This is a genomic window from Ideonella lacteola (genome assembly GCF_038066555.1).
Classification (GTDB): Bacteria; Pseudomonadota; Gammaproteobacteria; order Burkholderiales; family Burkholderiaceae_C; genus Ideonella; species Ideonella lacteola.
Genome location: NZ_JBBUTG010000004.1, coordinates 88463 through 112319 on the forward strand (window position 1 = coordinate 88463; position 23857 = coordinate 112319).

Here is a 23857-nt window from a genome sequence, read left to right on the forward strand (position 1 = left end):
ATGGAGAACTTCCCCCCGCTGATGTTCGCGGGGTTGATCATCGTCATGCTGATCGGCTTCCCGGTGGCCTTCTCATTGGCCGCGTTGGGCTTGGCCTGCGGTGTCTACGCCGTGCAAATGGGCTGGTTCCCCGCCGAGTTCATGAGCGCCCTGCCGCAGAACGTGTTCGGCATCCTGTCGAACGACCTGCTGCTGGCAATCCCGTTCTTCACGATGATGGGCGCCTTGCTCGAGAAGTGCGGCCTGGCCGAAGACATGCTCGATTCCATGGGGCAACTCTTCGGCCCGATCCGCGGCGGGCTGGGCTACTCGGTGATCATCGTCGGCTTCATCCTCGGTGCCATCACTGGCACGGTGGCAGGCCAGGTGATCGCCATGGCGATGATTTCGCTGCCGGTCATGATGCGCTACGGCTACAACATGCGGTATGCGACCGGCGTACTCGCCGCTTCCGGCACGATCACCCAGATCGTTCCTCCGTCGCTGGTGCTGGTCGTGCTGGCTGACCAGTTGGGCAAGTCGGTGGGCGACATGTACAAGGGCGCCTGGGGGCCTTCGATCCTCCAAGTGCTGATCTTCGCGCTCTATACCTTCATCCTCAGCCGGGTGAAGCCTGACCACGTGCCGGGCGTTCCCAAGGAAGCTCGCACGCTGCAGGGCTGGGCGCTGTGGTCGAAATGCCTGCGCGGCATCATCCCGTCCGCCGTGCTGATCTTCGCAGTGCTGGGCAGCATGGGCGGCCTGCCTGGGCTGAACACGGCGATCGCCACGCCCACCGAAGCCGGCGCGATGGGCGCTGTGGGTGCGTTCATTCTGGCGGCCATGCACCGCCGCCTGACCTGGCCGCTGGTGCGTGAGGCAATGGCCGGAACGGCGCGCATCACCGCGATGGTGGTCTTCATCTTGATCGGCTCGCGCGTCTTCTCGCTGGTCTTCCAAGGTGTGGAAGGCGGCAAGTGGATCGAACACATGCTGTCGAACCTGCCCGGCGGCCAGGTGGGCTTCCTCATCGTCGTCAACATCTTCATTTTCTTCCTGGCCTTCTTCCTGGACTTCTTCGAGATCGCCTTCATCATCCTGCCGCTGCTGGGGCCAGTGGCCGACAAGATGGGCATCGATCTGGTGTGGTTCGGCGTGATGCTGTGCGTGAACATGCAGACCAGCTTCATGCACCCGCCGTTCGGCTTCGCACTGTTCTACCTGCGTGGCATTTCGGACACCCTGTTCAAGAATGGCTCTCTGCCACGCAAGGTTGAATCAAGCGACATCTACCTGGGCGCCATCCCTTGGGTCGTGATGCAGTTGATCCTGGTAGCGATCGTGATCTTCGTGCCCGAAACGGTCACTGTCTTCCTGGAGAAGGAGCAAGCGGTCGACATGAACAAGGCCTCGGAGCTGCTGGAACAAATGGGCGGCGGCCGCACCAGCGACGAGCCGGCACCGGAGCTGAACATGGCTCCGGACGGCGCATCGTCGCCCAGCTCATCGGCCGAAGACCCTATGGAGGCCTTCAAGCACGCCGCAGAACAGGATGCGGCGGCAGCCAAAAAGTAGGAGTCTTCCCGACTTGGAAAGAGGGGGCCGACGAGGCATGGCGTGACTTCTTTCCCGGCTGCTGCGACCCATCGATCGCGTGCCGACCGATACGGCAGCGGCCACCATGCCCACAGCGTTTCCGGCCCAAAGGAGGCGCCCTCCGGGCTAATCGGATCGCCGTCATCACCGCCCAGGCTCATGCCCATCGGCATGCCTGGGCGGTGTCCATTCAGCCGCCGCCCTTGGTGACCATGCTGACACTCCTCGCCGTCGTGTTCGTGCTGGCCTACTTGGCCATCGCCCTCGAACACCCTCTGGGCATCAACAAATCTGCCTCCGCCCTGGTCGGCGCCGGCACCCTCTGGACGATCTACGCCTTGTCACAGGGTGATCCTTCGGTGGTCACCAGCCAGCTCAATGAGTCGCTGATGGGCACGGCACAGATCGTGTTCTTCCTGATCGGGGCGATGACCATCGTCGAGGTGGTGGACGCGCACCAGGGCTTCGATGTCATCACCGCTCGCATCCAGACCACCAAGCTGTCCAGCCTGATGTGGCTCGTGGGCCTGGTGACGTTCTTTCTCAGCGCCATCCTCGACAACCTGACGACGACCATCGTGATGGTCTCCCTGGTCCGCAAGCTTCTGCGCCGGCCCGAGGATCGGCTCTTTTTCGCCGGCATCGTCGTCATTGCGGCCAACTCGGGCGGCGGGTGGACGCCTATCGGCGACGTCACCACCACCATGCTGTGGATCGGCGGCCAGATCTCCGGCCTGGGCATCATGAAGGCCCTGCTGCTGCCCTCGCTGGTCAGCACGCTGGTGCCACTGGCGGCCACCGCCTATGTGCTGCGCGGCCGCCTCGTCGAGAGCCCGCCGCGCGACGGCGCGAACTCATCGAGCCAGACCACCGCCTTCGAGCGCAATCTCATGTTCGTGCTCGGCCTGGCCGTGCTCGTGGCCGTGCCCGCCTTCAAGACCTGGACCCACCTGCCCCCGTTCATGGGCATCCTCTTCGGCCTGGGCATCCTGTGGTTGGTCGGCGACATGGTTCACCGGCATAAGCCCGAGGATGACAAGCACCACCTCACGTTGGTGCACGCCCTCAGCCGCATCGACATGGGGTCGATCGTGTTCTTCATCGGCATCTTGCTGTCGGTGGCCACGCTGGAGCACACCCACCTGCTGGCCGCCCTGGCCCACTGGCTCGATACCACCATCGGTCGGCAAGACGTGATCGTGCTCATCATCGGCCTGGCCAGCGCGGTGGTGGACAACGTGCCCCTGGTGGCTGCCAGCATGGGCATGTACAGCCTTGAGCAGTACCCCACCGACCACTTCCTCTGGGAGTTCCTCGCCTACTGCGCCGGCACGGGTGGCTCCATCCTCATCATCGGCTCTGCCGCCGGCGTGGCCGCCATGGGCCTGGAAAAGATCAGCTTCGGCTGGTACCTCAAGCGCATCAGTGGCCTGGCGCTGATGGGCTACTTGGCGGGCGCAGCCGTGTACCTCGTCACCCGCTGATGGCAAAGCGGCAGCAGCCAGCAAAAAGCCCCCGGGCCATCGAGGCCGCGGGGGCTGTTTGATTCGGCGGCGCAGCCCACCGAAGGGTGGGCCACGCTGCGTCAAGATCAGAGCTTCTGGCTTTGCATGAAGTCGTCGAAGCCAGCCTCGGCGAAGCGGAACCAGAGGTTCTGGTCGCGACGGAAGTTGGCGAAGTCTTCGTAAACCTTCTTCCAGTTCGGGTTCTTGCCCGACAACTCGCTGTACAACGCCATCGCCTCCTTGAAGCACGCGTCCATCACATCCTTAGGGAAGCGGACGAGCTTGGTGCCGGATCCCACCAACTGCTTCAGCGCCGCCGGGTTCTTGGCGTCGTACTTGCCCTGCATGTCGATGTGGGCCGCCGCCGAGGCGCATTCGATGATGGCCTTGTACTCGGACGAGAGGGCGTCATACGCCTTGGTGTTGACGAAGAAGTCGAGCTGCGGGCCACCTTCCCACCAGCCGGGGTAGTTGTAGAAGCCCGCCACCTTGTTGAAACCCAGCTTCTGGTCGTCGTAGGGGCCCACCCACTCGGCGGCATCGATCGTGCCCTTTTCCAGGGCAGAGTAGATTTCACCGCCCGGGATGTTTTGCGGCACGCCACCGACGCGCTCGATCACCTTGCCGCCGAAGCCGCCAATGCGGAACTTCAAGCCCTTCATGTCGGCCAGGGACTTCACTTCCTTCCGATACCAGCCGCCCATCTGGGCACCGGTGTTGCCACCCATGAAGTTGATGATGTTGTAGTTCCTGTAGAACTCGCGCATCAACTTCAGGCCATTGCCTTCGACCATCCAGGCCGTCATCTGCCGGCTGTTCAGACCGAACGGGATGGCGCAGCCCAAGGCAAAGGTTTCATCCTTGCCGAAGAAATAGTACGGCGCGGTGTGCGCCATTTCGACCGAACCGCTCTGCACGCCGTCCACGACCTGCAGGGGCGGCATGATTTCGCCACCGGCGTGCACCGAGATTTCGAACTTTCCGCCCGACAATTCCTTGACCTTTTTCGCGAACTCGTCGGCCGCACCGAAGATGGTGTCGAGCGATTTCGGGAAGCTGGATGCCAGGCGCCAACGCACATTGGCCTGGGCGTGCACGATGGCCGGCGCGGTACCTGCGGCCAGCACGCCGGCCAGACCGGCGCCACGAACAAAGGAACGACGTTCCATGGTCAAGAGTCTCCTGTTGCTTAGGGAACAAACCTCAGACGCGGCAAATTCTAGAAAGTGCCCCTCGGCGAATGGGCGGGGTATACCCGCTCGCATCGCGCATGCACTTCAGTGCCACGTTGACCCGAGCATCATCGGCGGCCGAACCTTGAAAGAGCCTGAAATTCGGGAAGGTACCTAGTCCAGGAGCAGCGGCCAGGCACGGAAAGGCAGGCCCACCGCAATCCACGCCGTGCCGGCGCACCGGCGTGCGGAAGCGCCTTCACGCGGCCCAGCGTGCCGCCGTGGGCTGGCCGACACCAACGGCAATCAGCTGCCGGCGAGCTTCATTCGATCCACCAGCACCGAGCCGATCGTCTTGGAGCCCATGTTGTAGGTGTCGGCACCGACTGCGACGATGCCCTTGAACATGTCTCGCAGGTTGCTCGCGATGGTGATCTCGTGCACGGGGTAGGCGATGCGCCCTTTCTCGACCCAGAAGCCGGCGGCTCCGCGCGAATAGTCGCCGGTCACGTAGTTCACGCCCTGGCCCATCAGCTCGGTGACGAACAGGCCGCGGTGCAGCTTGCGCAGCATCTGCTCGAGGTGGTCGCCCGGCTGAGTGAGCCGGCTGGTCAGGCGCAGGTTCTGCGATCCGCCCGCGTGGCCGGTGGTCTTCATGCCCAGCTTGCGGGCCGAGTAGCTCGACAGGAAGTAACCTTGCACCACGCCGCCCGCCACCACCTGGCGCGCCTGGGTGCGCACGCCCTCGTCGTCGAACGGTGCGCTGCCCTTGCCGCGGCGCAGGTGCGGGTCTTCGGACACATCGATGTGCTCGGGCCAGATCGTCTGGCCCAGGCTGTCTTGCAGGAAGCTGGCCTTGCGGTAAAGCGAGCCTCCGCTGGTGGCCTGGACGAACGCGCCCAGCAGGCCTGCGGCCACCGTCGACTCGAACAGCACCGGCACTTCGCAGGTCTTCACCTTGCGAGATTTCAAGCGCGAGAGCGCACGCTCGGCTGCATACCGGCCCACGGCCTCGGGCGACGCCATCTCCAGCGCGTCGCGCATCGAGGTGTACCAGTAGTCGCGCTGCATGTCAGAGCCCTTGCCCGCGATGGGCGAGACGGACAGCGAATGCCGCGAGCTGGCGTAGCCACCGCGGAAGCCCCGGCTGTTGCCGGCCCAGAAGTGAGACTGCTGCGCCGAGACCGATCCGCCTTCGGAATTGGTGATGCGGGCGTCGACCGCCAGCGCAGCTTCTTCGGCTCGCTTGGCCAGGTCGGCCGCGGTCTCGGCATCAAGCGCCCACGGATGGAACAAATCCAGATCCCGCGTCACCTCATCGGCCGTGGCCAGGTCTTCAGCGTCTGGCAGGCCGGCGGCCGGGTCTTCGGCGGTGAAGCGAGCGATGTCGTAGGCAGCGCGCACTGTCTGCGACAGCGCAGTGGCGGAGAAGTCCGACGTGCTGGCATTGCCACGCCGCTGCCCCAGATAGACCGTCACACCCACGGATTTGTCCCGGTTGCGCTCGACATGCTCGACCTCGCCCATGCGCACCGACACGCTCATGCCGCTGCCTTCGCTGACTTCGACCCCGGCATCGCTCGTTCCCAGATCTCGGGCCATCGCCAGCACGTCGTCGACGATCTGCTGGAACTGTTCGCGGCTGTAGGCAAATCCGGCGCGGCTGTCATGGGTCATGTCTTGAGGCTCGATGCTGAAGTGCGAAACCCGCCGGAGCGGCCCCGTCAGAGCGGGGCGCCCCGGGCGGGCGGCGCGTTGAATTGCGGGACAATCATAGCGAGCCTGTTCCGAGTCCAGTGAAACGGAGAGATCGGATGTTCGTGGGCACCTGCCAGTGGCGCAATCAAGGCGCCAAGCGCAGCCGGGTTGGACACCCGGCGAGCATTGGCAACGCCGAGTGCGCCGCTGGCAGGTGCCCACCCTGTGGGCCGGTGCCTGGCAGGGCGCGCCGCGGCGTTGCGACCCTTGCCCAGGCATACAGCCTGGGCTGCGGGCCGCGCCTTGCTGCGCGCCCTGCCAAACACCGGCGAACTTCCGATTTCTCCGTTTCACTGGACTAGCATCCCGATCCCTTTGCACGAACCGCCCCGAGAGATGGATACCGACCCCAAGGATGTGGTGGAGCAAGCGGTGCAGGCCGCTGAACGAAGCACCCGATTGAACGCCACCGTGGCCATCACCGTGGCTGCACTGGCCACCTTCATGGGCATCTGCAAAGTCAAGGACGACAACATCGCGCAGGCCATGCAGCAGGCTCAGGCCGACAAGTTGGATCACTGGGCCTACTACCAGGCCCGCAACCTGCGGCAGGAAGTGGCCGAGGCCAACACCGTGCAACTCGAACTCGCACGCCCATCGGCGACCAGTGCATCCCACGCCGCGGCTTACGACCAGGCCATCGAGCGCTATCGGCAACTGGCCGCAGACCAGGCCCGTAAGAAGGAGGAGCTGAAATCCCAGGCGGAGGAGGACCAGCGACGCTATGAGGCGCTGAACTACCGCGATGATCAGTTCGACCTGTGCGACGCGTTGCTGGCCATCGCGATCGCCATGTTGGCGGTGACGGCGTTGACGCAGCTGTGGGCCTTGTACTGGGTGGCCCTGCTGCCCACAGGCTTTGGCGTGTTGATGGGCATGGCGGGTCTGTCGGGCTGGCACCTGCACCCCGAGGCGCTGGTGCAGCTGCTGTCTTGAACGAGGTGTGACGGCAGCAGTGGTGTCGCACGGGGCCGGCGCACAGGGTCGGCGCACAGATTCGGCGCCTTGGGCCAACGCAACGGGGCGGGTGATACTCCCTCGCATGAACGCTCCACTTCGCGCGCTGCGCGGCGACATCACCCGGCTGGAGGTGGACGTGATCGTCAACGCAGCGAACAGCTCGTTGCTGGGCGGCGGCGGTGTCGACGGCGCGATCCACCGCGCGGCGGGGCCCGACCTGGTCGCGGCGTGCCGTCTGCTGGGTGGCTGCAAGACCGGCGAGGCGAAGATCACCCCAGGCTTTCGCCTGCCGGCGCGCTGGGTGGTGCACACGGTGGGGCCGGTGTGGCGCGGCGGCGGTCATGGCGAAGCGGCGCTGCTGGCCTCTTGCTATGCGCGCTCACTGCAGCTGGCCCTGCGCGAGCAGGCGCGGCAGATCGCGTTTCCCTGCATCAGCACGGGCATCTACGGCTACCCGCTCGAACCGGCGGCCGAGCTGGCGGTCGCCACGGTGCGCCAGGTGCTCACAGAGAACGACCCGGCCTCGATCGCCGAAGTGATCTTCTGCTGCTTCTCCGAGGCCGATCTCGCGGTCTATCAAAGCTTGCTGCGGCGGGACGGCGATTGATGTCTGACTCGTCAGATGCACTGTGCCTGCGGGCGGCCGATGCCGAGTCGTCGGCCGCATGGACAGCCCAATGGCATGCGGCCTTCACCGAGGCGTTCGCCGACTATCTGATCGGCCCCTTCACGCTGACGCTGTCGCAATGGCCGGGCTTTCTGGCGCGACAGGGCATCGATCTGTCGCTCAGCCGAGGTGCTTTTTCGGGCGGGTCGCTGGCGGCGTTCGCGCTGGTGGCGCCTCGGGCCGCGCTCGGACGCTGGCGGCTGGGCACGATGGGCGCAAGGCCGGCCGCGCGCGGCAGCGGTGCCGGGCAGCGACTGCTCGACGACTTCATCGAGCGCAGCCGGCAAGCTGGCATGCACGCGCTGGAGCTGGAGGTGTTCGCGGCCAATGAGCGCGCCGTTCGCTTGTACCGAAGCCGCGGCTTCGAGATCGTGCACCCGCTGTGGGGCTACGAGCGCTCGCCCTCCGGCACGCCCGCCCGATTGCAGAACGTTGGCCTGACCTCAGTGGTGCAAGCGGTGCCGCTGAAGGCCGCCTGGCGATGGCTGGACGATGCCCAGACACGCATCGACAATCTGCCACTGCAGGTGACATCACCGGTGCTGCAAGCCCAGGCCTCCACCGTGCCGATGCAGGCCTGGCAGTGCGCGCAAGCGCAGCTGGTGTTCAGCGAACCGGCGGAAGGTGGCACCCTCACGCTGCACAGCCTGGTCGACCACGATCCCCAGCTGGAAGGCGCCCAGGCGCTGGCCGAGGCCTTGGTGGCGCGCTTTCCCGATCGCCCCATGCGGGCGCCTCAGCTTCACCGCCCCGATCTCGGGGGCGACGCGCTCGTCCGGATCGGGTTCCAGCCTTTGCCGCTGCACCAGTGGCTGATGCAGCGGCCAGTCTGACCCGGGCACACCCGACGGTTTCGGGTGCGGCGCCGGGCCTCGGCCCACCCAAGCACCGGCGGGCGCTTGCAGCGTGACAGGTCCGCCACACTGACCATGCACCCAACACCCAGCACCGTGCGCCGTGCACCATGCACCGGGATGGCTCATGAATGACGCGGCGCTGACGTGGCCCTGACATCCCCCTGTTTCGATCTGGCGGCACACGAAACCGGCTGCATCGGTGAACAATAGTGCCGATACTGCGATCGGACGCACGCATGATGCTGCGCCACACGAACAAGAGCAGGGGATGTCTTGATGCCGTTTGGCGACGACGGCGGCGCTTGGCCGCCACCCACTGTCAGCCGCCCGCTGCCATGTCAGCCTGGGCGGCAGCGCCGTTGCGAGGCTGGCGGCTGATGGACGCCTTGTCCTCGCTGCACGGTCACGAGGTGGGGCGCGATGAGGCGCCTGCCCTGTGGGCCACCCTGGACGAACTCGCCGCCCGGCTGCGCATGCAGCCCGTTGACCGCATCCTGGTCATCAGCGGCCCTGGCGCCGCCGCCATGGAACACCCTGAACTCCGGCGCCCCTGGCGGCGCCAGCGCACGCTGGCGGTCGGCCTTCCGCTGTTGGCGGGGCTCACGGTGGTGCAGATGCAGGCCGTCATCGCGCACGAGATGGCGCACTTCTCGCAGCACTTCGGCTGGTTTGGCTACTGGTGGTCGTGGGCGGCCCAGGTGGGCCGGCGATGGCTGGGTGCCTCCGCGGCATCGGCATGGTTTTCCAGCCGCAGCGCCCATGGCTTCGGGCCTTGGCTGGGCCAGGCGGCTGGTGCCGCCGCCGCGCGCGCCGAATTCGAAGCCGACGCCTGGGCCGCCAAGGTCACGTCCGCCGGTGCGCTGGGGGAAGCCTTGTTGCGGCTGGCGGTGGCCTCGGCGAAACCGGCGCCGGTCTTTGGTGACGGGCCGCTCCCCGAAGCCCCCTGGCATGACGCGGCGCCGGGCCTGGGTGCCGCCGTCGGCGTCGGCGAGCTGGCGGATGCCCTGCGGCTGGACAGCGAGCGCCACGCCCGACAGGCGAGGTCGCGGGGCGCCCACCCTTCGGCTCAAGACCGCATCGACGCCTTGCATTGGCCGGCGCCGGCCGAACTGCCCGCGATTCCCACCGACGAGGCCGCCGGCCCGCGCTGGTGGGGCGAGGCGGGCTGGGCGGAGCGGCTTCGCTTTGAGCGCCTTTGCTGGCGAGCCGAGAACGCGCGTGCCTGGCACACCGAAGCCTGCTGGCGCGAGGCCTGCAGTGCCGAGCTGGCGCGCGTCCGTGCAGACGACCTCGACACCGTCTGGGAATGCGCGCACACATTGGGCTTGACGCTGCCGCTGCCGCCGGACGACGACCTGACACCCGACGCAGCGCCCCCGCTTCATGCCTACTGGCGTGGTGTGGCCTGGCAGGCCAGTGACGCCGCCGAGGCGACCTGGTGGCTGCAAGCCGCCGCGCGCCACAGCGCCGGGCTGGAGGCCCCCGCCTGTCTGCGCTTGCTCGAGCCCATGCCCGGCCGGGCGCCCCGCAGCGCGCAGGTGCGCGAATCGCTGGCCGACGCACGCGAGCGCCGCAACCACGCCAAGGCCCGCGCGGCTGAAGCCGGCTGGGCCGAAGCGCATCCGGTGCAAGCCGCCGCCTGGCGCACCGGCGCATTGCGGCAGGCGCTGGCAGCCGACCCGGCGGTGCTGGAGGCCTTCTGGCTGCAACAGACCATCGACGCGCCGGGCGCGCGACGCTACCCGATCGTCACCTTGTGCCTGAGTTTGAGCGAGGAAGCCTCACACGACGCGGCCGCCTGCGCCATGGCTTACAGCCCCCTGCTGGCCCGCGTGATCACGCCAGCGGCCGTCGGGCAGGTGGAGTGTCTCGGGCAGGGCGGCGTATCGCCGGTGTCCCTAGCGCGCCTGCTGGAGCGACAGCCCGAGCTGCGCTTGAAGTAGCCACCACCACGTTCAAGGGCCCCTGGTATCTGGCAGGCGGATGGCGGGCAGGTGGCCTGGCATCGACAATCAGCGCTTTCGACAACACGCGCCTCAGGCTTGCGGCTGCAGCTGACGGGCGAGCACGGTCACCCCCGCGCGCCAAGCGCCGCAGGGTGCGACACCGTCTCGCCGCCGACACGCCGGCCCGCCATCGGGGCCCATCCAGGGGGGATCACTCATGCCATTCGTCGGCCTCGGCCTTCATTTCCTGATCGCCATCTTCTTTGCGATCCATGTCATCCGCACCGGCCAGCAGATGTACTGGCTGATCATCCTGTTCTCGTTCCCGGTGCTCGGCAGCATCGTGTATTTCGTGGCCATCTACCTGCCCAACTCGCGGCTGGAACGTGGCGCCAGGCAGGCCGTGGCGATTGCCGCCAAGGCGCTCGACCCGACTCGCGAGTTGCGTGAGGCGCGCGCCGCCTTCGACTACACCCCCACCGCGCAAAACCAGATGCGCCTGGCCGCCGCCCTGCTCGGGGCCGGCCAGGCAGAGGAAGCTGCCACCAACTACGAAGCGTGCCTGAAGGGCCCCTTCGCCAGCGACCTGGACATCCGCTGGGGCGCGGCACGCGCCTGGCTGGCCAGCGGTCGCCACAGCCAGGCGGCGAGCCAGTTGCAGGCCATCCGCACGCAGGATGCGAACTTCCGGGCCGAAGAGATCGCCCTCGCGCTGGGCCGCGCACTGGCCGGTGCGGGCCGGCAGGAGGAAGCCCGCGCGGAATTCGATTCCGCACTGCAGCGATTCGGCAGCTTCGAGGCCCGTGCAGAGTACGCGATCTGGGCCGTGACGAACGGCGATCGTCCGCTGGCCGAACGGCTGGACGCCGAGATCCAGCAGTCGATGGCGCGCTGGAACCGCCACACCCGCGAGCTCAACCACGCCACGCTGCAGCGACTGCGGGCCGCCTTCGCGGCCGGCCGGGGCTGATGCCGGCGCCGAAGCCCGCTCGATTGCAGGCCTTTGCCGGCTTTGCGAGACTGCGCGGATGAAGTATCTGCACACGATGGTCCGCGTGACCGATCTCGACGCCTCGTTGCGTTTCTATGTCGACGCCTTGGGGCTGGAGCTTCTCTCCCGCAAAGACGTGCCGGCGGGCCGCTACACGCTGGTGTTCCTCGCCGCGCCGGGCGACCACTCGGCCCAGATCGAGCTCACCCACAACTGGGACCCAGAGGTCTACACCGGCGGTCGCAATTTCGGACACGTGGCCTACGCGGTGCCCGACATCTACGCGACTTGCCGCCGGCTGATGGACCACGGCGTGACCATCAGCCGCCCGCCGCGCGACGGCCGCATGGCCTTCGTGCGTTCGCCCGATCAGATCTCGATCGAGCTGCTGCAAGCGGGCGAAGCGCTGGCGCCAGCCGAGCCGTGGAGCTCGATGCCCAACGTCGGCAGCTGGTAACCGGGCCGCTGCGTCAGCGCGCCTGCGTCTGCCCGTAGTAGGTGGGCGCGGGGTTGCTGAGCGACCAGAGATACCGGCTCTGGGCATTGAGCAACGACAGCCGGGCCAGCGGATGACTCAGGCCCTGCTGGTGGCCGCGGGCCGTATCGCGCCCGCCGGCCGAATTGGCCTGCGCGACGCCCAGAGGCCCCGTGCCCAGTTGGTTGCCGATGTGCCGTGCCACCTGCTGCCGCACCGCCGGGTCCTGCCGCATCTGGGCGACACAGCCCGCCGATGCGCTCAACAGCATTTCGCCGCCTCGCAGGTCGACGCATCCGGCCATGGCGGGCGAGCTGCCGGCCAAAAGCCCGGCAAAAAGCCCGGCATAGAGCCCGACCAGTCCACACCGCGTGGCGAGCCGGGCCGGCACCACCAGGGCGGGCAGGCGAAACAAGGAAGCAGGGCGGAAATGGCGGTGGGCGGTCTTCATGGTCGGCCGCCAAGATAGCAGCCGCCGACCGGCCTCTCGCCCCGCCTTGGCGTCGAGGCCACAGAGCGGTGTGACAGGCGCACACGGCGGTCAATGCCGTCGCGATTGAAGGCGCGACCTGTAACCCTCAGTAACGCCTCGACGAGCCCGGCGGAGTGGGTGGGCCCCGAAAGTCACGGCTCCGCCGCCGGCTCCATCACCGAGCCCGGCAGGGCCTCGAGCATCCGATCGAGCAGCCGCGGCAAATCGGCCGGGCCGTCCAGGAAATACAGCGCCTGGGACAAGGGATCGTCGTGACCGACGCGCACGGTGAACCAGGTGGGCTCGGGCCGGGCAAAGACCGGTTCATCGTTCACATCGTCGCCGACGAACACCGCCGCCCCCGCGCCGCTGGCCGCCACCAGGGCCGCGACCGCGTCGGCCTTGTCTCGCGCCCCCGCAGCGACGATGTTGACGACCATCTTGCCGCCAAAGACGGCGAGCGAGGTGGGCAGCGCTCGCACCAGGTCGGCAATCGCCTGCTGGGCCAGGTCGCGGTCGCTGGCGAGGCGGTAGTGCAGCGCGAACGACATGACCTTGTCTTCGACCGTCACGCCCGCATCACGCAACCGGTCGGCCGATGCCCGCAGCTGCTCGCGCGCGAAGGCCAGGTCGCGCGCATGTGCCGCCGACTGGCCGGTGGCCGGGTCGTCGGCCTCGTCCTCGGCCCCGTGGTTGCCCACGATGCGCCAGGGTGTGAACAAAAGCCGTGGCCGCACATCCTGCACGCGGCGGCCCGACACCACCGCCACCGGCAAGCGGCTGGCCAGCCGCTGCAGCCGGTGGGCCACTGGAGCGGGCACGCGCGCGTCGCCCGGGCGGGCCACGATCGGCGCCAGCGTGCCGTCGAAGTCAAAGGCCAGCAGAGGTCGGCGCTGCATCGTCTCCAGCAGCGCGGCTTCACCGTCAGGCGTGAAGAGTCTTTTCATCCGGTTCGCTGTTCGTGTGTCGTTGCACCCGCGCGGCAATGCGTTCGCGCAGTCGATATCGGCCGGCGTCAGCCAGCATGCGGCCGGCCCAGCGGAACACGTTGTTCTCACGCACCGTCATGCGCAGGCTGGCCATGCGCTCACGCTGCTCGGCCGCCGGCATGGTGGCGGCGCGGTGCAGTGCATCGGCCGTTTCCTCGACGTGGTATGGGTTGACGATCAAGGCCTCGGAGAGTTCCCGCGCCGCCCCCGCGAAGCGGCTGAGCACCAGCACGCCCTGTTCGTCGTCACGCGCGGCGACGAACTCCTTGCTGACCAGGTTCATCCCGTCGTGCAAGCTGGTCACCACGCAGATGTGAGCGGCCCGGAACAGCTCGTTCACGGCCTCGTGATCGTGGTGCTCGGCCAGCAGGCGAACGGGCTGGTAGCCCGGCTGGCCGTAGCGCGTGTTGATGCGATCGGTGACGCTGTGGATGCGCTGCTGAAAAGCCCGGTACTCTTCCAGCGCACTTCGGGTGGGGGCCGCGACCTGCACGAACACGAACTTGCCGACCCAGTCGGGGTACTTCTCCAGCAGCCGCTCGACCGCGTGCAGGCGCTCGAGAATGCCTTTGGTGTAGTCGAAGCGATCTACCCCGACCGCGAGGATGGTGAACGGGCCCAGGCCCAGGCGATCGAAGACCCGGCGCCGGCATTCCTCGATCGAGGGCCAGCCTCGATCGCCCTCTGGCCAGTCGATCGAGATCGGGTAGCTCTCGACCAGCGTCTCCTTGTCGTGAAACGAGATCGTCGAGTGCTCGTGCTCGATGCGCGCCTCCAGGCTGCGATCGACCGTCTCGATGAAGTTCTTGCAGTGAAAGCGGGTGTGGAAGCCGAGGATCGTGCTGCCCAGCATGCCTTGCAGAATTTCGCGTCGCCACGGGCAGATGCCGAACGACTCGGGGTTCGGCCAAGGGATGTGCCAGAAGGTGAGAATCGTCGCGCGGGGCAAGCGTTCGCGGATCATCGCCGGCAGCAAGGCGAAGTGGTAGTCCTGCACCAGCACCACCGGGTCGTCGCCACGGGCTTCAGCCGCCACCGCGTCGGCAAAGCGCTCGTTGACGTGCTTGTACATCTCCCAATCGGATTCACGAAACACGGGCCGCACATGGGCCACGTGACACAACGGCCACAGGCCTTCGTTGGCGAATCCGTTGTAGTAACCCTCTTCTTCTTCCTTCGTCAGCCAGACCCGCCGCAGCGAATACTCATTGGTGCCCGGCGGCACCGCGATGCGGTCGTGCGCATCGACGAAATCGCGGTCGGCGCTGCCGCTGCCGTGAGCGATCCAGGTGCCGGAGCAGGCACGCATCACCGGCTCGACCGCGGTGACGAGGCCGCTGGCTGGCCGACGCACGATGACCTGCCCATCATCGAGCCGCTCATGCAAATAGGGCTCGCGGTTCGAGACGACGATGACCTGATCGCCGCGCAACTGGGTGAGCAGCAGCGAGCGCAATCGCTCGGGATTCCAGCCCGTCACCAGATCGAGGCCGCGCCGGTATTCGTCTTCCAGATCGCGCAGCCTCGCGCGCACCTCGCTGGCGAATGGTTGCAATTCAGGAGGCGGCAACAGTGGCACGAGCAAGCCTTCGCCCCGCAGAATGCCTCGCATGCCGGAGACCCATCCCCGCCAGCTGATCTGCGCGACCACCACGGTGATCAGCGCCACCGCCACGCCCAGCAGAACGATGAACCCGACGAGGTAGCGCCGAGTGTCCTGGCTGCGTTTGTCGATGAAGCTCATGTCGTGCAGCATCACCAGGCTCGCACCGTCGACGTCATCGCCCTTCAAGGGTTGCACGCCCACATGCACCGAGCCCGATTCGAGCAAGAGCCGCGGCACCGTCTGGTCGGACAGTTCTCGGGCCCGCGTGCAGCCCAGCGTCTTCGGGTAGCCCTCGGTGCGACGAAGCATCTCACCATCGGGGCCGCACAACGCGATGGCCACCAGGCGCTCGTCCTGCACGGCCCGATCAAAGAGCGACTGGATGCGCCACGATTTCCCGTCGGCCTGCGCTTCGTTGATCGCATCCGACAAGGTGTTGGCCACCAACGCGTCGCGGGTGTTGAGATCGCGCGCAAACCAGCGTAGCGTGAGCCTGTCCATCAAGGGCAGGGCCACGAGCGCCGCCACTGTCAGCGTGAGCAGCAGTGGAACCAGAAAGCGCAATTGGAGACGAAGAGTTTTCATGGTGAACATCGGCAACCGTTGGGGCAAACAGCGTGCCCGGGTTGCTTCACTTGATTCGCATCGGCCAGGGTAGGCCAGTGCGCACCATTTAACCGTTTGGGTTTGTGTCAATGCATATCGATCCTAAGAAGAACTCCCTCGACTTGGCCCTGACGGGAAACTGTGCCGTCAGTTCTCTCATTGAACGCACCGGCGACATCGTCTGGTGCTGCATGCCGCGCTTCGATGGCGATCCGGTGTTCCACGCGCTGCTGGGCGCGCCCTCGGGCGATCGCGAAGATGGACGGCTGTCTGTCGAGCTCGAGAACATGGTGCGCGCCGAGCAGGCGTATGTGCCAGGCACCGCGATCGTCCGCACACGGCTCTATGACGACCAGGGCCAGGCCATCGAGCTCACCGATTTCTGCCCGCGCTTCTGGCACCACGGCCGCATGTTCCGGCCGGCCCAGTTGGTGCGACGGATCCGGCCGCTGCACGGGCATCCGCGCATCCGGATCGTGGCCAGGCCGCGTGGCGAGTGGGGCACGGTCGCGCCCGTGCTCACGCGTGGCAGCAATCATCTGCGTTATGTGCTGCCGGGCCAGACGCTTCGGTTGAACACGAGCGCGCCACCGACCTACATCGCGGCCGAACGGTGGTTCTCGCTGCATTCGTCAGTGAGCATGATCCTGGGGCCCGACGAGACCTTCGAGGGCGGCATCGACCAGACCGCGCGCGACTTCGAGGAGCAAACCATGCTGCACTGGCAGCAATGGACACGTCGTCTGGCGGTGCCGTTGGAGTGGCAGGACGCGGTGATTCGCGCCGCCATCACGCTGAAGCTGTGCCAGTTCGAAGAGACGGGCGCCATCGTGGCTGCGATGACCACCAGCATTCCCGAGGCACCGAACAGCGGTCGCAATTGGGACTACCGCTTCTGCTGGCTGCGTGATGCCTTCTTCGTCGTGCGGGCGCTCAACAGCCTGTCCGAGGTGGGCACGATGGAAGACTACCTGCGCTGGATGCACGACGTGGTGCGGTCGTCAGACGGGCATGTGCAGCCGCTGTACGGCATCGACCTCGAACGCCAGTTGACCGAGCGCATCGAAAAGGCCATGCCGGGCTACCGTGGCATGGGCCCGGTGCGTGTGGGCAACCAGGCCTTCGAACACTTCCAGCACGACGTCTACGGCAACATCGTGCTGGGCTCGTCACAGGCGTTCCACGATCACCGCCTGTTCCGCCGCGCCGATGCCAACGACTTTGCGCAGCTGGAGCAGGTGGGCGAGCGCGCCTTTGCGCTGCACGACCGGCCCGATGCCGGCATGTGGGAGCTTCGCACCCGCGCGCGCATCCACACCTCGTCGTCCTTGATGTGCTGGGCCGCCTGCGATCGGCTGGCCAAGATCGCCCAGGTGCTGCAACTGCCGCAGCGCGTGAGCCACTGGCGAGACCGCGCCGACATGATCCGCCAGCGCATCCTGGCCGAAGCCTGGAGCGATGAGCGGCAAGCGTTTGTCGAAAGCTTCGGTGGGCGGGAGCTGGACGCCAGCGTGCTGCTGATGGCCGAAGTGGGCTTCCTGCCGGCCAGCGACCCTCGCTTCATCAGCACCGTGGACGCCATGGAACGCACGCTGTGCGACGGCCCCTTCATGCGCCGATACGAGGCGCCCGACGACTTTGGCCGGCCCGAGACGGCGTTCAACGTGTGCGCCTTCTGGCGCGTCGATGCGCTGGCACGCACCGGCCGTCGCGAAGCCGCTCGCGAGGCCTTCGAGGCGCTGCTGGCCCGCCGCAACCATGTCGGGCTGCTGTCCGAAGACCTCGACCCGGTGACCGGCGAGCTGTGGGGCAACTTTCCTCAGACCTACTCGATGGTGGGCATCATCAACGGCGCGATGCAGCTCTCTGCGCCATGGGCGGATGCGGTTTGAAGGCCTGGCGCGCGCTTGAGATGACCTTCGGCTGGGGCCGCATGGCCCCACGGCACACACCTGCCACACAGGCGCGATAACCTCGTCCTTCACGCCGACCCCAACGAGGAGCCCCCATGCCCACATCCGCTGCACTTCCCATGCGTTACCGCCGCCTCGGCCGATCCGGCCTCCAGGTCAGTGAGTTGTCGCTCGGGTCCTGGGTCACGTACCACAACCAGGTCAACGTGGACGCCGCTGTCGAGATGATGGCCGCGGCCCATGAGGCGGGCATCAACTTCTTCGACAACGCCGAAGCCTACGCCGGTGGCCGCAGCGAAGAGCTGATGGGGCAGGCACTGAAGCGCCTGAACTGGCCGCGCTTGAATTACGTCGTCTCGACCAAGTTCTTCTGGGGCCTGCCCGATCCGGTGACGGTCAACCGCCGCAACACGCTGAACCGCAAGTACCTGATGCAGGCGATCGACGGATCGCTGCGCCGCTTCGGCCTGGAGCACATCGACATCGTCTACTGCCATCGGCCCGATCCGAACACGCCGATCGAGGAAACGGTGCGGGCGATGAGCGACATGATCACCCAGGGCAAGGCGCTGTACTGGGGCACGAGCGAATGGAGCGCTGCGGAGATCCGCGCCGCCTGGGACCTCGCGGATCGCCACCACCTGCACAAGCCGGTCGTCGAGCAGCCGCAGTACCACCTGTTCCACCGCCAGCGCGTGGAGCAGGAATACGCGCGCCTGTACGACGACATCGGCATCGGCCTGACCACCTGGAGCCCCCTCGCCTCGGGCCTGCTGAGCGGCAAGTACGCCAGCGGCATCCCGGCCGGCTCGCGCGGCGCGATGGAAAGCATGGGCTTCCTGCGCGACGGGCTGACCGACGCCGCCAAGAATGCCGCCGTCACCGAACTGGCCCCCATCGCGCGCGACCTGGGCGCCACCCTGGCCCAGTTGGCCATCGCCTGGGTCACCAAGAACCCGCACGTCTCCAGCGTGATCACCGGCGCGTCCAAGGTCGAGCAACTGCACAGCAACCTCGGCGCGCTCGCGGTGGCCGACCGATTGACGCCCGACATCATCGAACGCATCGAGGCGATCACTTCGCCGCTGGCGGGTTGAAGGCATTCGGCACGGCAGCGATGCCCCCCTTCACCCGCGCTCAAGGCGACTATGCCGTCTCCACCGACCCCGCGCGGCTGGACTTCGACGCCATCCACGCCTACCTCACGCGCAGCTACTGGTCGCCCGGCATCTCGCGTGAGCTGGTCGAGCGGGCCGCGGCGAATTCGCTGTGCTTCGGGCTCTACCGGGGTGACGAGCAGGTGGGCTATGCCCGCGTGGTGACCGACCAGGCGACCTTCGCCTACCTGTGCGATGTCTATGTGCTGGAGGCCCACCGGGGTCAGGGGCTGTCGAAGTGGATGATGCAGTCCATTCAGTCGCACCCAGGCCTGCAGCACCTGCGGCGCTTCATGCTCGCGACTCGGGACGCCCATGGGCTGTACGCCGGCTTCGGATTCGCGCCACTGGCGCATCCCGAACGGTTGATGGAAATCGTGGTGCCGGACGCGCACCTGCGGGCGCCTGCCCGCTGAGAGGGCGCCCCAAGGGCCGGAGCTCGCCCCCTGGCTCAGCGCTTGCGCGCCAGCAGCACCGGCTGGAACAGCACGTCGTCGTGCCGCTCCATCTGGGTGAAGCCGGCCACATGCAGCAGGGTCATCAACTGGTCGATCGTCACCGCGTGGTAGCGGCCGCTCAGCACCCGGGTGTCGCAGTGGCCATCGGCCGATTCGCGGGTGAGGTAGATGCGCAGATCGTAATGGTGGTCACCATCCCACTCCCAGACCTGGGTGGCCAGGAAGCGCTGGCCGTTCTCGTAACGCAAGCCGTAGGGCCGGACGTCCGGATTCTGCCGCGGCGTGGCGGCGTAGTCGCGCACGGACAGCACGACGAGGCCGCCCGGCTTCAGGCAGCGGTGCGCACTGCGGAAGGCCTGCAGCAGCTCGTCCTCGGTGAGCAGGTGGGGCACGCTGTTGTCGCAGGCGATCAGCGCATCGACGCTCGCGTCGCCAGCCAGCGCCAGGGTGCGCAGGTCATCGACACGCACCTCGGCTTGCAGCCGCCGGTGAACCAGCTCCTCGCGCAGCCGGCCCGCCGCGCCGGGTGAGATGTCGGACGCGGTGACGCGGTAGCCGTAGGTCAGCAGCCCCAGCGTCTGCGTGCCGATGCCGCATGCGGCGTCCAGCACCTGTGCCCCCGGCCCGACACCGTGGCGAGCCAGCAATCCGGCCAGCGCGCGGCCCTGGTGGGCCAGGGCGGCTTCCCAGTCGCCATAAAGCAGGTGGTAGAACGGGGCCAGTTCGTCGTAGAAGCTCGCGATCATCGGACCTCTCTGGGCTTTGGGGATGTCGGTGGCACTGGCGCGCCAGCGGGCATTTTGCGCCGCGTATCGCCGAATGAAAGTCGCTTGAGCGGCCGTCGGGTGGTCAATCAGCCGCGATTCAGCGCCGCCAGGCGCTCGGGCGTGCCGACATCCGTCCAGGCGCCACGCCACAGGCGCGCCCCGAGCCTGCGCTCGGCGATGGCCGCGTCGAGCCGCGGCCGCAGCGGCATCCGCGTTCCGACGGGAATGTCGCTGAACATCGCGGCGCGGAACAAGCCCACGCTGGCCCAGGTGAATCGCTCGTCGGCCTCGGCCAGGGCGAGTCCATCGGCGCTGATGCCGAAATCGCCGCGCGGGTGGTGCGGTGCATTCGGCACCATCCACAACTCTGCCAGCCGCTCGGGTCGCTGGCGCATCTCTTCGACCGCGGCCGCGGAGAAATCGAACCCCGGCACGAACACATCGCCCGAGACCACCCAGAACGGCGCGGCCCCATCGTCGGGCGCCAACCAGGGCAGGGCCTTGGCGATGCCTCCCGCCGTCTCGAGTGCGCCGCCGTGGTCGCGACCTTCCATCGAGTAGCGCAGCGTCAGTCCAAAGCGGCTGCCCTCTCCAAGCACCGAGGGAAACTGGTCTTCGAGCCAGGCGGTGTTGATGACCACCTCGCGAACACCGGCTGTCGCGAGCGCCGTGAGGTGCCATTCGATCAGGGGCCGGCCTTGCACCACCAACAGGGGCTTGGGAGTGTGGTCGGTCAAGGGCCGCATGCGCTCGCCCCGGCCCGCGGCCAGGATGATCGCGCGCGGCGCGTGCATCCCGGTGGCCGAGGTCACTGCAGCACCACCGTGGCCACGGTGCCAGGCTGCAGTTCAGCCTTCAAGGTGCAACCCTGGGCGCCCGACTGGGCACTGGCATTGCGCACCGCCGCCTTGGCATCGGCGCCACCGGCGTTGTAGGCATCGACACGCGCCACGCCACCGCAGGCCTTGGCACCCTGAAGGCGTGCCGTCACCGATTGCGCCTGGGCTCCGTTGTTGACGAGCATCACGTAGGTCTTGCCCTCGGCCTGCAAGGCGGCGGCGGGCAACTCGGCGCTGAGCTTGCGGCTGCCGACCACCTTGGCGCCCACCGGCACGCTGCCGAACAGCGCCTTCATCGCATAGGCCACCGGCCGCCGCTCACCCTCTTCAGAGAGCATGCCGTGCTCTTTCTTGGTGAAGCCGTGGTCCTGCAATTGCCAGTAGATGAGGCCATTGGCCCCCTGGCCCAGCAGCAAGGTGGCGCTGGCCGCCGCCTGCACCGCATAGGCCGGCGAATCGACATCCAGGTCGTTGGCCGCTTCGGCATCGTCGTCGTTGTGCTTCTTGACGCCGAATTCGGTGACCAGGATCGGGCCGAACTTGCCGCGCCCGAGGAAGCTGGCCATGCCCGGCGAGCCGGCATCGGCCAGCACCTGCGGCGTGACGTAGGAATGAGCACTGATGAAGCCGAGCGATTTGGCCGCGCTGGCATTGACCAAGCCGCCGATGTAGTGGTCGAAGTTGCGGATACCGGTTCCCGGGCCGGCGATGGCCCAGCTTTGCAGCCCGCGGGCATCCATCGCCGCACGGGTCCTCTGGACCAGCGCCGCATACTGCTCGCGCTCGTACTTGGTGTCCCAGGCGCCGTGGGGCTCATTGGTCAGCTCGACGGCCACCGCCTGCACGCCCTGGCGCTGCAGCCACACCATCTGCGCGGTGAGCAGGTTGGCGTAATCGGCAATGTGCTCGTTCTTCGCAAAATGCGCCTGTGACTTCGAGCCGGCCTTCTGCTTGCGCACCTCGGCCCATGGGGTGGGCATGCGCCAGAAAATCAGCACCGGCTGGATGTTCAGGGCCTTCATCCGCTGGTTGAAGGCGGCCAGACGGTCGCGCTGCGCGGGGTTGTCGTTGCGCTGCAGCACCTCCAGCAATTGATCGACGCTCATGCCCGGCCGCAGCTCGTCGAAGCTCAGCTTGGGGATGAGCGACACCCGCACAAAGCGGGCATTCAGCTCCTTGAGCAACTGGGTGCCGGCCTCGTCGCTGTCGGCCGCCGCGTTCAGCGCCGTCAGCTTCTGGCGCATCTTCGGCCCGATCTTGCCGCCGGCGGCCTCGCCACCGCCGCGATCGCCGCGCAACCAGACCTGCGTGCCGAAGCCGATGAAGTCGCGCGCCTGCGCGAAGTCGAAATCGACCGCCACTTCACCAGCGTGCGCGCTGGCGATCGCGAGGCCGGCCGCCAGCGCCGAGGCCCAGCGTGCGCGCCGGGAGCCCTGGGTGAGGCGGGTGTTGCAAGGGCCGTGGGGCCGACGGTCAAAAGGGCGGCAAATCGGGAGGCAAATGGGGAGGCGAATCATCGACAGCTTCTTTCCGGTGCAGATCTCGTTCTTGGCGTGCCGCACCTTAGCAGACCGACCCCGCCCGGCGCAGCAATACGCAGCAACACGGTAACTTGCTGTGGCAGCAGTGCGCCGCCTTCAGGTGTCACGCAGGCTGCGTCCGGGCCACGGCGCCCGAGTCGGCCAGAGCCCCACGCCACAGGCGATGGCGCTCCACCGACGCGGGCGCAAACAGCTGCAGCAAGCCGCCCAGCACCACCTCCGCACGGGCCGAGTGATCGGCGCCGACATTGCAGACGTACACGTCGACCGTGACCGCCCCCAGCTCCGGCCAGGTGTGCACCGCGAGGTGAGATTCGGCGAGCAGCACCACGCCGGTGATGCCGGGCGCGTGCTGGCCATCGGGCAGCGGTTCGAACTGGTGGAACACCTCGCCCACGGCCCGAAGACCAGCCGCCTCGACGGCCGCGCGGCAGGCTGCGCGCAGCACCTGCGGCTCGGTCATCGCCGGCAGGGTGGGGGCGCAGCCGCGCAGGTCGGCGGTGAGGTGCAGGCCTTGCATCGTGCTCGGGATTATCGGCGCCAGGCGCCACCCCCCAAAGGGGGCCCCTCGATCCAAGGGCCTCTCCCCCGCGGAGAAGGGAGGGCGCCGAACGAGGCCACTGCCTACGCTAGCGGCAGCGGTGAACGACACCGCCACCACCGGCGCCAAGGACCGGCGCTACTCAAACTTCAGGGAAACATCATGCGACTGAAACTGGCTCTCTCCATGACGACCGCGGCGTTGCTGGCGGCCATGGCCTCACCCGGGCACGCCACCGTGCTGCCCTACAAGAACGTCGACGCCTTGGTCAACGAGGCTGACGGCATCGTGATCGGCACGGTGCGTTCGGTGCAAGCGTCGGCGAGCAAGCCTCACGACGTGCACACCTATGTCACGCTGGACCATCTGGAGGTGCTCAGCGGCCGACTGAACGCCCCCACGCTGACCTTGCGTGTGCGGGGTGGTCTGGTCGATGGCCGTGGCCTGCATGTCGATGGTGCACCGAGCTTCGCGCCGAACGAACGCGTGCTGCTGTTCGTGCAAGGCAACGGCAAGGACCTCGTGCCGCTGGTGGGTTGGGGCCAGGGCATGTTCCGCCTGGTGCCCGATGCCGCAACCGGCAAGACCAAGGTGCAAGACGCCGAGGGCCACGACATCGTCGGCATGGCCGAGGGCCACGTGCAGCGCCGTGAGGGCGATGAGATGGACGTCGTGCTGCTGGGCGCCCCGGAGATGACGCGAGCCCGCACCCCGAAGCCCGAGATGCACGCCGGCCAGACGGACGACGGCTCGCCCAGCACGACGGTGCAAGTTCAGGCGATGCCGGCCCGCGCGATGTCGGCCGACCGCTTCGTGGCCGAGATGCGTCAGCGCGCCGCGGGACACGCCGGCAAGGCCCTGCGCAGCGTGACGCCGCAGGACGTGCAGACCGAGGACGCCGGCCAGGACGCCGCCGCCCCGAACCAGCGCGCCGCCCGTCAGCCGGTGGCGATGCCCGAGGGCGGTGGCGTGAGCCTGCCCTTGCCGCGCAGCCAGCCCGCCGTGGCCGACCAGCGCTGATGCGCGCGTCCATCGCGCCCCACGAACACTGAAACGATCAAG

At 67.5% G+C, this 23857-nt stretch carries 21 protein-coding genes; 12 read left to right on the forward strand and 9 right to left on the reverse strand.

From position 1 onward, the window contains the following. On the forward strand, window positions 1-1554 hold the full coding sequence (locus AACH06_RS08385; RefSeq protein ID WP_341425200.1) for a TRAP transporter large permease: 1554 nt from the start codon (window positions 1-3) through the stop codon (window positions 1552-1554). 233 nt (window positions 1555-1787) lie between these two features. Next, the gene (gene nhaD / locus AACH06_RS08390; protein WP_341425201.1) at window positions 1788-3059 is read left to right on the forward strand and encodes a sodium:proton antiporter NhaD; all 1272 of its coding nucleotides are present in this window, start codon (window positions 1788-1790) and stop codon (window positions 3057-3059) included. A gap of 107 nt (window positions 3060-3166) precedes the next feature. Here the strand turns inward: nhaD and AACH06_RS08395 are convergent, their stop codons facing one another. Both AACH06_RS08395 and pmbA read right to left on the reverse strand, forming a co-directional pair. Then, window positions 3167-4249 carry a TRAP transporter substrate-binding protein gene (locus tag AACH06_RS08395; protein WP_341425202.1) on the reverse strand — a complete coding sequence of 361 codons (1083 nt, stop codon included), beginning with the start codon at window positions 4247-4249 and terminating at the stop codon, window positions 3167-3169. Window positions 4250-4558: 309 nt separating this feature from the next. Next, on the reverse strand, window positions 4559-5929 hold the full coding sequence (pmbA, locus tag AACH06_RS08400; protein WP_341425203.1) for a metalloprotease PmbA: 1371 nt from the start codon (window positions 5927-5929) through the stop codon (window positions 4559-4561). A 417-nt stretch (window positions 5930-6346) separates the two neighbouring features. On the opposite strand from pmbA, the gene AACH06_RS08405 reads away from it, so the two are divergent. The 6 genes from AACH06_RS08405 (at window position 6347) to AACH06_RS08430 (ending at window position 11888) form a co-directional block, all read left to right on the forward strand. Continuing rightward, window positions 6347-6946 carry a DUF4337 domain-containing protein gene (locus AACH06_RS08405; protein WP_341425204.1) on the forward strand — a complete coding sequence of 200 codons (600 nt, stop codon included), beginning with the start codon at window positions 6347-6349 and terminating at the stop codon, window positions 6944-6946. A 106-nt stretch (window positions 6947-7052) separates the two neighbouring features. Continuing rightward, window positions 7053-7577, forward strand: a complete 525-nt coding sequence (locus AACH06_RS08410; RefSeq protein WP_341425205.1) for an O-acetyl-ADP-ribose deacetylase — start codon at window positions 7053-7055, stop codon at window positions 7575-7577. Continuing rightward, a complete protein-coding gene (locus tag AACH06_RS08415) occupies window positions 7577-8470 on the forward strand; it encodes a GNAT family N-acetyltransferase (protein WP_341425206.1) in 894 nt (297 codons plus the stop codon). The genes AACH06_RS08410 and AACH06_RS08415 overlap by 1 nt, the downstream gene beginning before the upstream one ends. A 359-nt stretch (window positions 8471-8829) precedes the next feature. Continuing rightward, the gene (locus AACH06_RS08420) at window positions 8830-10437 is read left to right on the forward strand and encodes a M48 family metalloprotease (protein WP_341425207.1); all 1608 of its coding nucleotides are present in this window, start codon (window positions 8830-8832) and stop codon (window positions 10435-10437) included. Window positions 10438-10657: 220 nt separating this feature from the next. Beyond that, a complete protein-coding gene (locus tag AACH06_RS08425) occupies window positions 10658-11410 on the forward strand; it encodes a tetratricopeptide repeat protein (protein ID WP_341425208.1) in 753 nt (250 codons plus the stop codon). Window positions 11411-11468: 58 nt separating this feature from the next. Then, a complete protein-coding gene (locus tag AACH06_RS08430) occupies window positions 11469-11888 on the forward strand; it encodes a VOC family protein (RefSeq protein WP_341425209.1) in 420 nt (139 codons plus the stop codon). Between the two features lie 13 nt (window positions 11889-11901). Here AACH06_RS08430 and AACH06_RS08435 read toward each other — a convergent pair whose 3' ends face one another. The 3 genes from AACH06_RS08435 to AACH06_RS08445 form a co-directional block, all read right to left on the reverse strand. Continuing rightward, window positions 11902-12357: a hypothetical protein gene (locus tag AACH06_RS08435; protein ID WP_341425210.1), complete on the reverse strand. Its 456-nt coding sequence runs from the start codon at window positions 12355-12357 to the stop codon at window positions 11902-11904. Window positions 12358-12530: 173 nt separating this feature from the next. After that, window positions 12531-13325, reverse strand: a complete 795-nt coding sequence (otsB, locus tag AACH06_RS08440; protein ID WP_341425211.1) for a trehalose-phosphatase — start codon at window positions 13323-13325, stop codon at window positions 12531-12533. Continuing rightward, a complete protein-coding gene (locus AACH06_RS08445; RefSeq protein WP_341425212.1) occupies window positions 13303-15558 on the reverse strand; it encodes an alpha,alpha-trehalose-phosphate synthase (UDP-forming) in 2256 nt (751 codons plus the stop codon). Before AACH06_RS08445 ends, otsB begins: the two co-directional genes overlap by 23 nt. A gap of 110 nt (window positions 15559-15668) precedes the next feature. Between AACH06_RS08445 and AACH06_RS08450 the strand changes: the two genes are divergently transcribed. From AACH06_RS08450 to AACH06_RS08460, 3 genes are all read left to right on the forward strand, one after another. Beyond that, entirely contained in the window at window positions 15669-17471 is a 1803-nt protein-coding gene (locus AACH06_RS08450) for a glycoside hydrolase family 15 protein (RefSeq protein ID WP_341425213.1), read from the forward strand. 140 nt (window positions 17472-17611) lie between these two features. Further along, window positions 17612-18589: a potassium channel beta subunit family protein gene (locus AACH06_RS08455; protein WP_341425530.1), complete on the forward strand. Its 978-nt coding sequence runs from the start codon at window positions 17612-17614 to the stop codon at window positions 18587-18589. Window positions 18590-18609: 20 nt separating this feature from the next. Then, on the forward strand, window positions 18610-19065 hold the full coding sequence (locus tag AACH06_RS08460; protein ID WP_341425214.1) for a GNAT family N-acetyltransferase: 456 nt from the start codon (window positions 18610-18612) through the stop codon (window positions 19063-19065). 35 nt (window positions 19066-19100) lie between these two features. On the opposite strand, the gene AACH06_RS08465 is transcribed toward AACH06_RS08460, so the two are convergent. The 4 genes from AACH06_RS08465 to speD form a co-directional block, all read right to left on the reverse strand. Further along, window positions 19101-19853: a class I SAM-dependent methyltransferase gene (locus tag AACH06_RS08465; RefSeq protein WP_341425215.1), complete on the reverse strand. Its 753-nt coding sequence runs from the start codon at window positions 19851-19853 to the stop codon at window positions 19101-19103. A 107-nt stretch (window positions 19854-19960) separates the two neighbouring features. After that, entirely contained in the window at window positions 19961-20668 is a 708-nt protein-coding gene (gene murU / locus AACH06_RS08470; protein WP_341425531.1) for an N-acetylmuramate alpha-1-phosphate uridylyltransferase MurU, read from the reverse strand. A 14-nt stretch (window positions 20669-20682) separates the two neighbouring features. Next, window positions 20683-22230, reverse strand: a complete 1548-nt coding sequence (locus tag AACH06_RS08475) for a hypothetical protein (protein WP_341425216.1) — start codon at window positions 22228-22230, stop codon at window positions 20683-20685. A gap of 127 nt (window positions 22231-22357) precedes the next feature. Continuing rightward, window positions 22358-22774 (reverse strand): adenosylmethionine decarboxylase, encoded by a 417-nt coding sequence (gene speD / locus AACH06_RS08480; protein ID WP_341425217.1) that lies wholly within the window; start codon window positions 22772-22774, stop codon window positions 22358-22360. A 183-nt stretch (window positions 22775-22957) separates the two neighbouring features. On the opposite strand from speD, the gene AACH06_RS08485 reads away from it, so the two are divergent. Continuing rightward, window positions 22958-23815, forward strand: a complete 858-nt coding sequence (locus AACH06_RS08485; protein WP_341425218.1) for a hypothetical protein — start codon at window positions 22958-22960, stop codon at window positions 23813-23815. Window positions 23816-23857: the final 42 nt, after the last annotated feature.

Coding starts and splice junctions, on each gene's coding strand:
- speD (WP_341425217.1), bottom strand. CDS start 22,774: ATGCAAGGCCTGCACCTCACCGCCGACCTGCGCGGCTGCGCCCCCACC.
- AACH06_RS08410 (WP_341425205.1), top strand. CDS start 7,053: ATGAACGCTCCACTTCGCGCGCTGCGCGGCGACATCACCCGGCTGGAG.
- AACH06_RS08475 (WP_341425216.1), bottom strand. CDS start 22,230: ATGATTCGCCTCCCCATTTGCCTCCCGATTTGCCGCCCTTTTGACCGT.
- AACH06_RS08420 (WP_341425207.1), top strand. CDS start 8,830: ATGTCAGCCTGGGCGGCAGCGCCGTTGCGAGGCTGGCGGCTGATGGAC.
- AACH06_RS08385 (WP_341425200.1), top strand. CDS start 1: ATGGAGAACTTCCCCCCGCTGATGTTCGCGGGGTTGATCATCGTCATG.
- AACH06_RS08435 (WP_341425210.1), bottom strand. CDS start 12,357: ATGAAGACCGCCCACCGCCATTTCCGCCCTGCTTCCTTGTTTCGCCTG.
- AACH06_RS08415 (WP_341425206.1), top strand. CDS start 7,577: ATGTCTGACTCGTCAGATGCACTGTGCCTGCGGGCGGCCGATGCCGAG.
- murU (WP_341425531.1), bottom strand. CDS start 20,668: ATGCACGCGCCGCGCGCGATCATCCTGGCCGCGGGCCGGGGCGAGCGC.
- nhaD (WP_341425201.1), top strand. CDS start 1,788: ATGCTGACACTCCTCGCCGTCGTGTTCGTGCTGGCCTACTTGGCCATC.
- AACH06_RS08485 (WP_341425218.1), top strand. CDS start 22,958: ATGCGACTGAAACTGGCTCTCTCCATGACGACCGCGGCGTTGCTGGCG.
- AACH06_RS08465 (WP_341425215.1), bottom strand. CDS start 19,853: ATGATCGCGAGCTTCTACGACGAACTGGCCCCGTTCTACCACCTGCTT.
- pmbA (WP_341425203.1), bottom strand. CDS start 5,929: ATGACCCATGACAGCCGCGCCGGATTTGCCTACAGCCGCGAACAGTTC.
- otsB (WP_341425211.1), bottom strand. CDS start 13,325: ATGAAAAGACTCTTCACGCCTGACGGTGAAGCCGCGCTGCTGGAGACG.
- AACH06_RS08455 (WP_341425530.1), top strand. CDS start 17,612: ATGCGTTACCGCCGCCTCGGCCGATCCGGCCTCCAGGTCAGTGAGTTG.
- AACH06_RS08395 (WP_341425202.1), bottom strand. CDS start 4,249: ATGGAACGTCGTTCCTTTGTTCGTGGCGCCGGTCTGGCCGGCGTGCTG.
- AACH06_RS08405 (WP_341425204.1), top strand. CDS start 6,347: ATGGATACCGACCCCAAGGATGTGGTGGAGCAAGCGGTGCAGGCCGCT.
- AACH06_RS08425 (WP_341425208.1), top strand. CDS start 10,658: ATGCCATTCGTCGGCCTCGGCCTTCATTTCCTGATCGCCATCTTCTTT.
- AACH06_RS08430 (WP_341425209.1), top strand. CDS start 11,469: ATGAAGTATCTGCACACGATGGTCCGCGTGACCGATCTCGACGCCTCG.
- AACH06_RS08445 (WP_341425212.1), bottom strand. CDS start 15,558: ATGAAAACTCTTCGTCTCCAATTGCGCTTTCTGGTTCCACTGCTGCTC.
- AACH06_RS08450 (WP_341425213.1), top strand. CDS start 15,669: ATGCATATCGATCCTAAGAAGAACTCCCTCGACTTGGCCCTGACGGGA.
- AACH06_RS08460 (WP_341425214.1), top strand. CDS start 18,610: ATGCCCCCCTTCACCCGCGCTCAAGGCGACTATGCCGTCTCCACCGAC.